The sequence below is a fragment of the Peptoniphilus faecalis genome (assembly GCF_012976305.1).
In the GTDB taxonomy this organism is placed as follows: domain Bacteria; phylum Bacillota; class Clostridia; order Tissierellales; family Peptoniphilaceae; genus Peptoniphilus_A; species Peptoniphilus_A faecalis.
Genome location: NZ_JABDSR010000001.1, coordinates 103,859 through 117,368 on the forward strand (window position 1 = coordinate 103,859; position 13,510 = coordinate 117,368).

The 13,510-nt window shown below is 31.1% G+C and carries 19 protein-coding genes; all 19 read right to left on the bottom strand.

The window, feature by feature from the left end; all coding sequences use genetic code 11:
• Positions 1-50: 50 nt before the first annotated feature.
• A complete protein-coding gene (locus HKO22_RS00530) occupies positions 51-227 on the bottom strand; it encodes a hypothetical protein (protein WP_169967732.1) in 177 nt (58 codons plus the stop codon).
• On the bottom strand, positions 214-630 hold the full coding sequence (locus HKO22_RS00535; protein WP_169967734.1) for a hypothetical protein: 417 nt from the start codon (positions 628-630) through the stop codon (positions 214-216). Before HKO22_RS00535 ends, HKO22_RS00530 begins: the two co-directional genes overlap by 14 nt.
• Positions 605-2,497: a minor capsid protein gene (locus HKO22_RS00540; protein WP_169967736.1), complete on the bottom strand. Its 1,893-nt coding sequence runs from the start codon at positions 2,495-2,497 to the stop codon at positions 605-607. Before HKO22_RS00540 ends, HKO22_RS00535 begins: the two co-directional genes overlap by 26 nt.
• Positions 2,457-3,863 carry a phage portal protein gene (locus tag HKO22_RS00545; RefSeq protein WP_169967738.1) on the bottom strand — a complete coding sequence of 469 codons (1,407 nt, stop codon included), beginning with the start codon at positions 3,861-3,863 and terminating at the stop codon, positions 2,457-2,459. Before HKO22_RS00545 ends, HKO22_RS00540 begins: the two co-directional genes overlap by 41 nt.
• Positions 3,864-3,874: 11 nt before the next feature.
• The gene (locus HKO22_RS00550) at positions 3,875-5,125 is read right to left on the bottom strand and encodes a PBSX family phage terminase large subunit (RefSeq protein WP_169967959.1); all 1,251 of its coding nucleotides are present in this window, start codon (positions 5,123-5,125) and stop codon (positions 3,875-3,877) included.
• The gene (locus HKO22_RS00555) at positions 5,112-5,489 is read right to left on the bottom strand and encodes a terminase small subunit (RefSeq protein ID WP_328818425.1); all 378 of its coding nucleotides are present in this window, start codon (positions 5,487-5,489) and stop codon (positions 5,112-5,114) included. Before HKO22_RS00555 ends, HKO22_RS00550 begins: the two co-directional genes overlap by 14 nt.
• Positions 5,490-5,746: 257 nt before the next feature.
• On the bottom strand, positions 5,747-6,265 hold the full coding sequence (locus HKO22_RS00560) for a hypothetical protein (RefSeq protein ID WP_169967740.1): 519 nt from the start codon (positions 6,263-6,265) through the stop codon (positions 5,747-5,749).
• 1 nt (position 6,266) lies between these two features.
• Positions 6,267-7,433 (bottom strand): AAA family ATPase, encoded by a 1,167-nt coding sequence (locus HKO22_RS00565; RefSeq protein ID WP_169967742.1) that lies wholly within the window; start codon positions 7,431-7,433, stop codon positions 6,267-6,269.
• Between the two features lie 119 nt (positions 7,434-7,552).
• A complete protein-coding gene (locus tag HKO22_RS00570) occupies positions 7,553-7,945 on the bottom strand; it encodes a hypothetical protein (RefSeq protein ID WP_169967744.1) in 393 nt (130 codons plus the stop codon).
• A 40-nt stretch (positions 7,946-7,985) separates the two neighbouring features.
• Complete coding sequence (locus HKO22_RS00575; RefSeq protein ID WP_169967745.1) at positions 7,986-8,186, bottom strand: hypothetical protein; 201 nt, start codon at positions 8,184-8,186, stop codon at positions 7,986-7,988.
• A 658-nt stretch (positions 8,187-8,844) separates the two neighbouring features.
• Positions 8,845-9,372 (bottom strand): pentapeptide repeat-containing protein, encoded by a 528-nt coding sequence (locus HKO22_RS11200; protein WP_235932785.1) that lies wholly within the window; start codon positions 9,370-9,372, stop codon positions 8,845-8,847.
• A 10-nt stretch (positions 9,373-9,382) separates the two neighbouring features.
• On the bottom strand, positions 9,383-9,787 hold the full coding sequence (locus HKO22_RS00585; RefSeq protein ID WP_169967749.1) for a single-stranded DNA-binding protein: 405 nt from the start codon (positions 9,785-9,787) through the stop codon (positions 9,383-9,385).
• A 20-nt stretch (positions 9,788-9,807) separates the two neighbouring features.
• Positions 9,808-10,149 carry a DUF1064 domain-containing protein gene (locus tag HKO22_RS00590; RefSeq protein WP_169967751.1) on the bottom strand — a complete coding sequence of 114 codons (342 nt, stop codon included), beginning with the start codon at positions 10,147-10,149 and terminating at the stop codon, positions 9,808-9,810.
• Complete coding sequence (locus HKO22_RS00595; RefSeq protein ID WP_169967753.1) at positions 10,146-10,400, bottom strand: hypothetical protein; 255 nt, start codon at positions 10,398-10,400, stop codon at positions 10,146-10,148. The genes HKO22_RS00590 and HKO22_RS00595 overlap by 4 nt, the downstream gene beginning before the upstream one ends.
• A 12-nt stretch (positions 10,401-10,412) precedes the next feature.
• Positions 10,413-10,916: a hypothetical protein gene (locus tag HKO22_RS00600; protein WP_169967755.1), complete on the bottom strand. Its 504-nt coding sequence runs from the start codon at positions 10,914-10,916 to the stop codon at positions 10,413-10,415.
• Positions 10,906-11,106 (bottom strand): hypothetical protein, encoded by a 201-nt coding sequence (locus HKO22_RS00605; RefSeq protein WP_169967757.1) that lies wholly within the window; start codon positions 11,104-11,106, stop codon positions 10,906-10,908. Before HKO22_RS00605 ends, HKO22_RS00600 begins: the two co-directional genes overlap by 11 nt.
• Positions 11,103-11,912: a DnaA ATPase domain-containing protein gene (locus HKO22_RS00610; protein ID WP_169967759.1), complete on the bottom strand. Its 810-nt coding sequence runs from the start codon at positions 11,910-11,912 to the stop codon at positions 11,103-11,105. The genes HKO22_RS00605 and HKO22_RS00610 overlap by 4 nt, the downstream gene beginning before the upstream one ends.
• Positions 11,896-12,753: a helix-turn-helix domain-containing protein gene (locus tag HKO22_RS00615; RefSeq protein WP_169967761.1), complete on the bottom strand. Its 858-nt coding sequence runs from the start codon at positions 12,751-12,753 to the stop codon at positions 11,896-11,898. The genes HKO22_RS00610 and HKO22_RS00615 overlap by 17 nt, the downstream gene beginning before the upstream one ends.
• Positions 12,754-12,764: 11 nt before the next feature.
• Entirely contained in the window at positions 12,765-13,508 is a 744-nt protein-coding gene (locus HKO22_RS00620) for a hypothetical protein (protein ID WP_211660176.1), read from the bottom strand.
• Between the last annotated feature and the right edge of the window lie 2 nt (positions 13,509-13,510).

Here is a 13,510-nt window from a genome sequence, read left to right on the forward strand (position 1 = left end):
ATAGTTGTTTTCAATAAAAAAGCACTCCCAACATAATTGTCAGCGTGCTTTTAGTATTTGACTACCATTTCTCCGTTTTTAATTCTATAATCTTGCTTTTGAACTCTTCTCATATACTCGTTAAATATATCCTCAGGTGTATTATCTTTAAGGACAATATATTCATATCCATTTTTTGTAACTGCCTTTTTTTCTGACAAATAAGGTATAAACCTAGGTTCTAACATTATTCTCCTCAATAATCTTATTTGACAGAGCATTAGCATTGCTTTTGTTAGCAAAATCTTTTAAATATTCAATATTTGTTTTCTCTATTGATGAGTTTGAAAAGACCTTTGGATTTATAAAACAAGGATCAGAGTCCCATTCTCTTCCTTTTATCTTTGAATCTGGATCAGATAAAATTCTTTTGCTCTTATCTATAAGTTCTTTTGGTATATCCTCTATAATAGCTTGACCCCTTAAAACAGACATTGCAAATACAGTGACAAATCCTTTTGAAATTTTTGGCGGAGCATTCTCTCTTTTAGTGTCAATAAGTGCATACCTACCATCAGATAATCTCACCGCAACATCTCCATTTTTGTAGTATCCTAATGCACTATCAAATTTCAACAGTTGTTTCTTCATACCAATCACCACTCATTTTAAAAACTTTTATACCTTTGTCTTTTAGCTTTTTTATAACTCTATCGTCGACAAATGCACCTTCATCTTCGATAAAGCAAACTTCCTTAATATCATCAGCATTTAATTCACCATGATATTGTAATTCTACATATCTGATGCTGGTATCTTCTACGAAGTCTGATAAATTTGGACTATTTTTACTATTCACAAATAAATTAGCAATATCTTTTAACCTATCATTTCTAATCCCACATGCACTTGGGTTACCTGCATCACCTGCAACAGTCATATTATTAATAGCAAATCCCAAACTATCGTCAATTGTGTAAGTAACTTTGCCTGCCAACTTGTTTTTGTCAAAATGCACAACGCAATTTCCATATTGCCCTACACTAAAATCACGCCTATCTTCTGCAAAATTCTTATGACCTAAATAGTCATATTTTTCTCTTTCAGAAGCACTAAGCTTTTTGTTTCCTACTCCAAATAGTTGTTTGGTTGCTTTCTTTCGATATTCAGCATTTAAAGCTCCACCACTAGTATTTGTTTCGAATTGATTTTTAAACCTTCCATCATCTAGAATCTTTTCTAAAACACTTGAATCCACTCTAATAGCATATTCATTAGAATCAACTAATTTTTTAATTCCTTTAGATACAGATTCTATTTCATTTTCTGACAATTCTTGTCTAATTACATTATTTTCCCATTTTTCTTGGTGTTCTTTAAATCTTTCTAAAGTTTTAGGTAATTCTTTTTTATCTTTATTAACTTTGTTAGTTTGACCTGTTCTATTATTTTTATTATACCCACTTTTACTTGTTTTTTCACCCATTACATACTTTTTATACCAATTTTCATAATTTATATTTTCAACAATTTCTGTCTTGTCAGTTTTAGGATTTCTTGCAGATCTCCCTACATTTTTATCTAGTTGTCTTTCTAAATTATCATCAAAAAATGGTATTGTGTCAGTCCTACAATTGGGATGAAAAGGTGGAGCAGTTATACCTACTCTATAATCTTTTATATCATAGGTTTTTCCATCTTGACTCCTGCAGATGTCACTTGTCTTAAGGTCAAGAGTTGCTAAAATCTCATACTTCTTAACCCCAATTCTCTTATAGGAGTCTTGAGTTGCCTTTGATGATATAGCAGCGGTTTCTGTATAAACAAGTCTTGATGCTGCAGCCTTTGAAACACCAAATTGTTTTTGTATTTCTTTTATGCTCTCTTCTGGGCTTGCTCCCCTTGCAATATTTCTTATTAAGCTATCTTTTAAGGAATTTACAAGTTTATCCCCTCTTTCCCAAATTCTTTCAGAAAATTCTCTTCCATCACTGGTCCAGGGATTGTTTAATATAATTTTTAAATCTTCTTTAGAAATTTTCCGAACACTGTCATAGCCTGTTATTCTTTGGAGTTCGTAAAGTTCCTTATAATATCTTCTTTCATAAGTCCTACCCAAATGTGCAAAAAGGCCTTTTTCTTCTCTTGACATAAGCCCTGCCACAGTCTTTTTTATCTCAACTTCCATTGCTTGTAGCCTTGATATCCTAACTCTACGAGAAATTATATTGAGTTCTCTTTCTATCTCAGGAGTGATATTTCCTTGAGATTTTTTAATAAATCCCTCTAAACCCATTTTAAAGAGGTCTAGCTCCTTATCATTTAGTAGCTTTTTAGCATCAAATAAAGAAATGCCACCTGCTTCTTCTTGAAGTTTGCTAAGGTGGTTATAAATCTTCTCATCAATATTATTAATTTCTTGCTCGTAAAGCTTTCTTAAATCCCTAACATACTTATCAGCATCTTTATAGATCTCTTCATTTATCTTCCCTATTCTCTTTTCCCAGTAAGTGATCATGACCTTCACCGCCTAAGCTCTTATAGTCATCATAATAATCAAGGACCTTTTCTTTTTCTTTTTCAATCCTTTTTAATTCTTCAGTTACATCTTCCACAAAAGGATGTGCTGCAACTAAAGTTTCATTAGAAATAATTCCTATTGAATTTCTAATCATTTCAATTGTCGACTCGTCATTTACCATAATACTTCTTTTAAACTTAACTTCTATATCTGAAAAATCAATTCCAACAATATCAGCAATCCAAGAGAATAAGTATTCAAAGGATGCTGTAAATTCCAACTCTAAGTCATTGGCATCTAATTCCATGTCAGAATACATTGCCTTGATGTTTAAAGTATTAGGGGCATTGTTTGTCCTTTCATTGTCTAAGTACAAGCTTCTTGCATTGTGAGCAATAGCTTTCTTTATAAGTTCTATTATTACCTTATAGTTCTCAGAATTAACAGTTACTTCAAGAGTGTCAACTCCTCCGTCGCTTCCATCTGCAGTCCTAACCTTAATAGCTGTATACTGTGCAAGTTTTTCCCTAAATTCCCCTAGGTCTTCACCCTCATAGTTCTTTAAAACTAATATTGAATTCATAGGGTTTTCAAACATATTGTCAGCATAATTTGATAGCAAGAGATTAAGTGCATCTTGCAAGCACCTAATCCTATCAAGTAGTGTTATTTCGTTAGGCTGTTTAAAATATACAAAAGGTAACTTCTTATAACTGTATAAGCTCCCTTTCCTTTCAAGATATTGCTCATCTTTTAAATAAGTAAGCTTGCCATCCTTATAATTAAAGACCTTAATTCCGTCTAACATATAAACATATACATAATACTTGACCTTTAACTCAATAGCTTCAAATTCACTCTCACTTACTACCCTTATAACTGCATCAAGACTTTCATGGTTATCGTCTGACCATTCAGGTATAACAGTCATTGGATCTAACCTCTTGTACTTGATGTCTTTGCCATCAGTGTAAAGATACATCCAGCCAAAGGCAGTATTATAAGAGTCAATAGCTATCTTGTTTAGAGCTCTCATGAACCTGTTGTCAATAAATCCATCTAAAAAGTCTATAGCTTCCTTATTCTTAGAATTAATATTAGGTCTTTTCGATAAAACATAGGACCTTTTTTGGTCTAAAGCTCTTGAATACTGATTATCCTTAATAATTGTATTTGGTAAATTCTTAATCGTTGTCAAGTTCCCGTTTTTGCCAATAACTGCTCTCTTTTTATCATCAATTCCCTGCTTATAGTTATAATAATCAATTCCAGTTTGCATCTTAGCCTTGGTTTCTTCAAAGCCTGAAAGCTTACTTTCTAAGTATTTTACAAGCTCTTCATTGTTTAGTAATTCTAAATTCAAACTTCCACCTCCTAAAATCCTACAAGAGAGCCTCTCATATCTTCAGAGAGACTATACCTAGTGGCGTCTATCGCGTGATTATCTTTATCTTCCAGTTTATTCTTTGGATTTCCGTCCTTATCAACTGCATAGTCTATGTTCTCAAATTCTTTTGCAGTGTTAGGGCATCTCTTGGGATCTATAATAATTTTCTCCAAATCATCAAGCCACTTTTCCCCATACTCAACTGAGCCTGGTCTTTTATTGGCACCATAGATTTTCAAGTCATAATCCCACATCTCGTCAATGGACTTAGGTTCAGCAGAATCGGCTATTATCTTTGTGTCATTCCACCCATTTTCTTTGATTTTTTGAGCTGCACTCCTATTTGATAGTTTGACTTGGTAAAGTTCGTCAAAAATAAATATTCTTCTCCTCGTCTTGTCATAATATAGCCTAACAAAGGCAAAGGGATCATTGGCGTAACCCCAGTCAATGCCTTGCCTAATATTGTCAAAGCTTAAAAGTTCCTTTGTTGAAATCTCCCTAAATTCAAGATTATCAAAGGGCACTACACCCGAACCTATAGGTTCACCAAGATACTCCCACCTATACTTTAAAGGTTTGGTTTCTCTTATATGTTCTGTCTCTTCCCTAAAGGCCTTTGAAATATAGGGATTGTCTAAATAGCAGGAGTGGTGCACAAAGGTATTTGCGGGCAAGAAATTTGTCTCATACCTCTTATTAACCCAAGACTGCTTTCTTTTTGGTGGATTGTAGGAGTAATAAAATTTATATTTTAGATCCCCATCAAGTTCCCCACGCAGGATAGAATTTTCAATCATAGAAACTTCATCTTCTGTCTTAAATTCTGAAAGTTCTTCAATCCATAATCTAGCTATTGGATACTTTGCCATCTTAATAGATTTTATCTTTGCAGGATCGTCAGTCCCTCTAAAAATAATTGCATTACCCCTTGGAGTATATGTAATTTTAAGTGGACTAATATTAAATTTAAAAAATTCATTTAAGTTTAATTGGTCAATCGCTTCTTTTATCTGTTCATAGCATGATTCTGGCAAGGTATTACCAACTTTTCTTACACATAGTACAGTTATAGGATATTTGATAATATCCAGAATTATCTCTTGAGCAATAAAGGAGGACTTGCCAGAAGCACGACCACCCTTTAAAACATATTTGAGGTAATCATCATTCTTAATTATTTTATGGAGGTTTATGAAGCTTTTTGTAAAGACTTTGGATAATTTAATCTGTGTCATCAACTATCACTACCTGACTAGCGGATTTAAGTTCAACCTTATCAGTCCACATGTCAAACCTTTTACCCAAGAGTTCTCCCGCCTTTATAGAGTCCTTGTTTTGTGTAGGAAGTTTTAAGATTTCAGGCCTCTCTTCAATTCCCAAAAAGTTTCCCTTATTATCAAAGCTAGGCTTTTTTACCATAACAACTTGATAGTCAATTTCTTCTCTCCTAAATTGCCTTGTAAGTCCTCTTAATACTTCTCTTTGGTCAGCAATGAGTTCTTCATCAAGCTCTTTCATCTTGTTTTCAATATATTCCTTGACTTCTGGAGTATTAAAAAGACAGCTTGCTGCTGCAGCTGCCGTCTCTATATTTTTAATGTTCTTATAAAATTTTAAATAACTCTTCGTCTCCTGTTGCCAGTGATAATAAAATCATCAGCAACTTGCTTTTGTTTAATTGTCAATACCATTATTACCACCTTTCTTACATAATAAAAGAGACCTGCAAAAGCAAACCTCTTTAAAGGAGAAATTTTGTCGTATTCTGATTGAAATCCTTATATTATGAACCCACTAAATATTACATTCTTTCATAATATATACTATCACACAGAAATCGCACAAAACGCACAAAATTATTTGTTTCTAAATAATTGCTTTCCTGTTTGAACTTTTCCTTTTTTAAAATAATTTTTATAAATTTCATTATTACAATATAGCATATGAAAATTAATGTTGAAATTAGGTTTTTTAGATATATCACTAACTTTTAAAAATTTTCTTTTGAATTCATTTGCACTTTTATTTTTACAGTCAAATAATTTGTAAAGATCATTAAGTGTTTTACACTCGTTCAAAGACCCTACCAATTCATCTTCAAAATTTTGGTTTTGAATATATATATTGACTTTATTAGCGTTTAAAAGCTTTAGATTAGAGTTTATTCTGTCTACATTTGTTTTATTGAGAATGTCAGCATCTAAAACAATTGATACACTATTGTACATTAAACCTATTATATTTGTATTGAAATCATTTTGAGCTAAATTATGAACAATTATTTTTGCTGGATATTTTAACTTACTTTTAAAATCTTTAAAAAACTTTTCTTCTGTATTTCCCTCAACAATTATCAGATTTTTTAAACTACTCATTTCAATCTCTCCATAAATCGTCAATTTCAGGATAAGTTTCAAAATAATTGTTTTGTACATACAGTTTTAAGTTCCTATCATTCTTATTTAATTTCTTTTCAGGATTAACAACATCAATAACGCCATCATTTCTAGTAAAGAAAGTATAAGAATGAATTGGAACGTTTAAATCCAGCACATTTTCATTGTGAGTTGTTATAAAAATTTGGGAATCTTTATTAGATTCAATAAGTTTTAGAATCAAATTATTACTTAGTTCAGTATGCATATATGCCATTTGTTCATCTAAATAAACTGTTCCAGGAAATGAATTAAGATTTTTTAAAATATAACTCATCTCAATAGCTTCAATCGTTCCTTGAGATAACCTGTTGTCCTTAATGTTTTTCGGGTTAGATTCCTCTACTAAAACCCTTTCTCCATTTTTAAATACAATATAATAATCGTCCTCTTTAATATTATCATTATCTTCATCATTGAGGCTTGTAGATTCAATCATTCTTATTGAATCTATAGAGTTATCTATAATTTTTAATATTTTTTCAGTCTCTTTCAATAACTCATCTGAAATATTCGGATTAATTGAATTTTCTGTAAAAGAAGCAAACCTAAAATAATAAGCAAAGTTTTTTATAAAAAAGAGTTTAAAGTCAGATTTTTCTTCTTCAAAAAATGAGTCAATGACTTTTGATATTATTACTTTATCTTTTTCCAAAGAATATACGTCATTAGATGTTTCAATAGTAGACTCTTGATCTAAATACTTTTTATGGCTATCTAAATTTTTAGATTTCCTTAATTTAGTGTATTTTAACTCTTCTATATACTTATCTTGTTTTACTTCTAATAAATAATTAAATAAATATTTACCTTCTACAAATAATATTTCACACCTTGAATTCTTTTTTTTGTCGTAAATTTTCTTTATTATAGAACTTGGTCTGCCTAATAATAAATTTTCCATTTCACATATAACTTTACCAAATGTAGTTTTTCCTGTGGCGTTCCCACCCATTATTATATTTAATTTTTTATATTTTATTTTAGGTGCACATTTAATTCTTTCATTGCCAACTATACTTTCACCTTGGAGTCTATCAATAGTAAAATCAATTTCAAAGTTATTAAACATACAAATATTATCAATTTTCATATTTAACAAAATCATAATTTACACCTCCAGATTTACTATCTAACAAATTCCAAAAAATGGAATTTGTCCTTATTTAATTATAGGCTTAAAATTTAAAAAAGTCAAAGATTTATGCTTATATTTCAACATAAATCTTATAAAAATCTATTATGAATCATTCTTGCATAAGATTCATTTGAACTTCCCAATTGTCTTGAAATATATACCCAACTCTTGCCCTCAATGTATCTAAGTTGAAAAACCAATCTTGTCCTAGAGTCCTCAATACCATCAATAAATTCCTCTATCTCAAGTCTTAACTTCTTGCATCTTCTAATTCTACGAGTAAGCCTAGTTCTTATCTTCTCTATGTATTTGTCATCTTCAATACCAAATATCTTAAGTTCATACTGGTTATAAGGAAACTCAGAAGCAGAAGCAATGACCTTGTCAGAAGTTTCTTTCCCCTTTAAATTATTAAGTTTATTTTCTAATTCTTTAATTTCAAGGCACAAGCTCCTGTATTGCCCTAACTGCTCCCTAGTCATTATTTCCCCCTATAACAATAAATATAATCTTCCCAAATCTCTATATAATATCCTCATTTAAAGTCCCAAAATCATCATCTTCCATAGGCTTTAAGACTAACATCTTACTTGCACTACAATCTGGCAACTCTCCAATGTCAGCAACTATTGCACCTGGTATTTTACTTTTAATAGCCTTTATATATTTGTCTCGACCTAAATCGGCTTTCTCTTTATCGTAAATTACAATTAATTTTTCCATTTTTCCCCTATGCGTTAAAACATTAACATTTCTTAACATTTTCTAAATTTCACTAATTTCCAAATCAGAATATTTAAACTATAAAATCTTCTTTTTTAACACCTGATGATATCTATCTATTAAAAACTCATTGTCTTTAATAGCTTTTCAATACTTTATTTCTGATATCTATAAATAGCAATACATTTGTAAACACTGTGCCATACTTTGAGTGAAACAATACCCAAAATGCTATTTTTTTAGATAGTCATTGCCTTATAAATATACGTGTTATAAATATTCGCAATTGTTCTTTTGTTTTTTCCAGTGAAAAAATTACATATTTGTTTTTAAATTTTATATTTTTAATTACATTCGTTCTCAAGATAAACACTTCTATTTAATTTAGCATATTGCCATAGGCTATACCTTTAAGTTTTCTATTAACATGAGTATTGCTCCACTCAAAATGCGGCACAAAAATTCTAGTCAGTGTAGATATACACATTATCTTTCATTCTTTAAAAACTACATCATCTATAATTATTTTTTAAGTTAAATTCTTGGCAACCAGTTAAATTGTGATATTAGATTCTGTCAAAAACTTCAAAATTATCTCTGTATAACTCACACTTTATTTCTTTCTTTCTTTTTTTTACATTTACCGCTTCCATTGTCTTTAGTCCTCAATTTCTATTAGCTTGTCTTGTTCAGCTTCATTTAATATAAAATCAATAGCACGATAATATCTATCTCTCAAAAACTCATTATCTTTATGCGTTTCTTCAATACTTTTCTTCAGTTCATCTAAACTACCTTGAAAACAACCAGTAGTCCAAATATCTAAATTAACCCAATAACTTATCTGATTGTTTTTTCTTGTTGTATCTACTTGAACACTTATAATTTTTTGACCTATTATATCTTGTGTATTACACCAATTAAGTTTTGCATTTTTTAAATTTGCATAACTTAAATCTGCATCTGCTAAATTTACATCTTTTAAATCTGCATCTGCTAAATTTGCACATCTTAAATCTGCATTTCTTAAACTTGCATGTCTTAAATCTGCATCTGCTAAATTTGCATCTTTTAAATCTGCATCTGCTAAATTTGCACATCTTAAATTTGCTCTTTCTCCCTTTGCATCGCCATTAAGCCATAGTTCATGTTTTCTTAATATTTCTTGTAATTTTTCTTTATCCATTGCTATCTCCTTAAAATGGTACATCGTCATTATTCACTGGTATAAAGTCGCTGTAATCTGTGCTTGTCTGTGCTTCTTGCCTTGAACCTATAAAGGTAAAGCCCTCTACTATTACATCTGTCGTATAAATAGTTCTTCCTTCTTTATCTTCGTAGCTTCCTGTTTGTATATGTCCTTCAATTCCCAATTGGTTACCCTTGCCTACATAATTTGAAAGAGTTTCAGCTGTTTTTCCAAAGGCTATGCAACCTATAAAGTCTGCGGTTGGTCGGTTATTTCTTTCTGCTTCTTGTCTTTTTTCCTTTGTCAATTTTCTATTTATGGCTAATGTAAATCTGCCTAATGCAACTTGTGATGTGGTATATCTTAATTCAATACCTTTTGTCAGCCTTCCTATTAAATTTACTCTGTTCATTCTTCTGCCTCTCTTTGTCCTTAAATCTCAATGAACGTATATTCTCGACCATATTTTTTCAAAAATATTTTTTTCTTTAATTTATAAACTTCTGTCTTTATGCCCTTTACATCTTCAACTATCCAAGTTTCTTTTTCCCTATCCCAATATTTAAAATCTGCTACATATTCAATTTTTCTATGAGTAACTCCATCTAGTTTAAATTTATCTTGTAATAAAAATCTTGGCTGTAATTCCAATTCTTTTATAATTCCTGCCCTCTCTAGCAGTTTTAATTCTTGGTATCTTGCAGCTTCTTTTCTGCTATCAAATTTTATTCCGTCAACTTTTGTTTTAATTGAGTTGTACTTGCTTCCTGTCAAAGATAACTCATTCCAAATACTTTTATAAACTCTTCCCTACTGTGTTTTCTTTCAAATAGTTTTTGACCTCTTTTTTTGCTCCAGTTCATGAGTTCTTTTTCGTTGTGTATCTTGTTATGGCAAGCTCTACAAACATTAATCCTTAATTTGTATTTGTCGCTTAATTTTCTATTGGCTATTCCTGGTATTAGGTGATGTTCTTCTAAGTAGTCATACCTGCCGCATATTTCACATTCTGCACGCTCTTTCAATAAAATAACCTCTCAAAATTCTTTGGTATAATCAATTATCGTTACTCCTACTTCACTTGCTTTTTTTAAGAAATAGTCAATTAAGTTTGTCATTTGCTTTGTGTCGAATTTACTTGACCCTAAAAAACATCTTAAAAGTATTTTGTCATCTTTTTCATCTAAAATTTTGTAGGCTCTAAAGGCTTGTTTGAAGATTTTTAAACTCTTTTTTGGTATTATTACATCTTCAAATTCAACTCCTGCCTCTTCAATTCCTTGAATATATAAGTCCCACCTAGAAATCTCTGAGGGTATGCCATTAACCTTTTTGTCAATATCCGATATTATCGCCCATAGTAAATTATTTTGGTCAAGTGTACGTGATTTCTTCGCATTTGAAATATTTATATTGAGTAGGTCATCGCCCTTGATTTCGCCGATTTTATTTATATCTAGATATCTTTCTAATTCAAAGGTAACCTGTGGCTTGCCATCTATACTGTAATTTAAGTTTTTTAGTCGTCCTTTAACTTTCATCTGACACCTCTGCTTGTGCTATATCAACAATAGTTACTGAATTTTGGCAATTACTCTGTAGTTCTATTTCAATAATTTCTTTGCTCTCTGTTTTTCTGAATATAATTGCGTTTATGTGCTTGTAGACTATTCCCGCTGCTTTTACCTTCGACCTATTTTTCATTGCTTTTAAAGCTTCTTGATAAATCACGCTAATCTCCTATTTTTCAATTTGTCTTTGTTAAGTGAAATCGTAAATTTACCTGCACTTTGCTTTATCCTGCTTCCCAAACTTTCGTCAATTTTTAAAATATCTTCAAGGCTTAATTCGCTTGAAATTACTGTTTTTAACTTGTTTAGGTATCTAAAATTAATTAGCTCCCAAGTCTTTTCAATGTCTGGTGAGGTTAAATTTGGCAATTCCTTTTGCCCTTTAGCTTTTTTAAAGAGATCGTCTATATATAGGCACTCTACACGCTTTAGCTTTTCAATAAATGTGTTATCTTCAAAATCTTTTAGCTTGTTTATGTCTTCGTTCCAAATCATATATTTAACTCTTATGTGATTTCTTGATTGATAATTTAAAATGGCACTGCATATATGTGTCTTGCCTGTTCCACTTTGACCACCAATAAAAAACCAGTCTTTTCCCTTTGCGTTTTCTTCCGCAAGGCTTTTTATATTAACTTGCCAGTCATCTTTTGCTATAAAGTTGTCAAAGGTCTTTTCTAGCAATGGTTGTATACCGCTATTTTTAGCCTTTATGCTTTCTCTTTTATAGCTTAAACACTCGCATTCTTTTAAAATCATGTAACATCTAGTATCATTGCCATTTACATCTTTTTCACCTACAACTTCTGCTATGTATCCTCTCCCCTTGCATTTAGGACAATTAGTTTCGTTGCCGGTAGTGCTGTTGTATATCTGCATTTCGTCCAAAGATATAGCTTTAGTTCTTGTAAAGAGATTGACTTTTAGATTCATGATTTTCTTTGTTAAGTTAAAATACGTATCCATATTTTGAATTCTCCTTAATCGACTTTTCACGTTGATAAGGATGATCTTTAGGCAGTTCATAGAAACTCTGCCAGCCCTTTTCAATTGACTGGTTTATAATTTCTATCTGCTCATCTCTGTCCATCGATAGATTTTTTAAAGAATTAATATTAAGCTTTAAGGCTCGTGCCGTCAGTGGTTTTTTTAGCTTGCTCCTTGCCCTATAAAATTCTTTTAAGGCGTCTATCAAGTCTATATCATCTCCTGCAAAGTCCTTGATAACTTTCTTTATGCCTTTATCTGTGCTAATAGAATTTATAGCTTTATTTGCTTTTTCTTCTGGCGTATCTTCTTGAACTTCTTTTTCACTTTTAGAGGATTGTGTTTTTTCAGTATCTTTTATATCAACATCGATGTTTTTAATTTGAGATTCCACCTCCCCCTTTTCCCCTTGGGGGGATATAGGGGGGTTATTATTATATGTTATTATTCTATTGTTATATTCTATGTGGTCGTTTTGACTACATACTATGTGGTCATTTTGACTACATGATTTAGTCGGGCAGTCGTTAATATAATAAATATTTCTAGATAATCCATTGCTAATTTTTACTTGCTGTATTTTTATAATATTTTTCTCTTGTAATTCCTTTAGATACTTGTAATATCTTTTAATGCTAATACCTAGTTCTTTAATAATAGTTTCTCTTAACGGATAAGCTTTAGACTCACTTCCAGCAAATCCACAAAAATATGAGTAAATAGCCTTAGCTTCTATTGAAATACTATTGTCTCTCAAAATACTCCTTTTAACTTGTCCAAACCCTGTATCTCTTATAATTTGCACTTCGTTTCTATCCATTTTTATCTCCTTTACCAACTAGCAACTATATTTTTAACTTCTTCAACTTGCTTAGCGTTCAAACCCTCTAATTTTTCAATCCCATATTCTCGCCTTAACCAATTCACAAAATTTTCTGACGGTATGCCCTTAACCTTTAACACTTCTGCTATCTCTAATCTATATTGGTCTATTGTTTTTTGGTTTAATTGTCCTTTATTTGAGTTGTTTTTATAGTTATTATTATCCACAGTAGCTTTTTTTTGCGTTTTTCTTCCGTAGGAATACCTTTGATTGCCCTCACTATCAATAATTGTTAAATAAGCAATCTCACGCTCGCTATTATATTCAATTTCCCTTACATAAAATTTTGACTTAGTTTGATACTTGCCCTTATTCTGTGTAACTTCCCCTTGCAGTGGTGTAATAAATATCGATGGTGCAGAATAAAGCTCCCTGCCAATACCTATATTTGTACAAGCTCTTTTAAAAGAATCAGATGCTTCTCCCTTTTCCCCTTGGGTATAACTTGGTATCCCGACATCTTGTTTAGAGACCCATTGTTTTTTATCCTCATCATAAACACTTACTGTACAAAACAAATTATTGTTGACTACACTATGCGTTCTTTGCCAATTCATAGGTCCAAAAGTTTCGTCAAGGATTTTCATGTCAACCCTTGCGTCCTTATACAAAAGGACGCTTATATAATTTGGTTTTATCATTTGCACACGCACATCAATTTCATTAGCTTTTAGTAGCCTTATATCTTTCATAG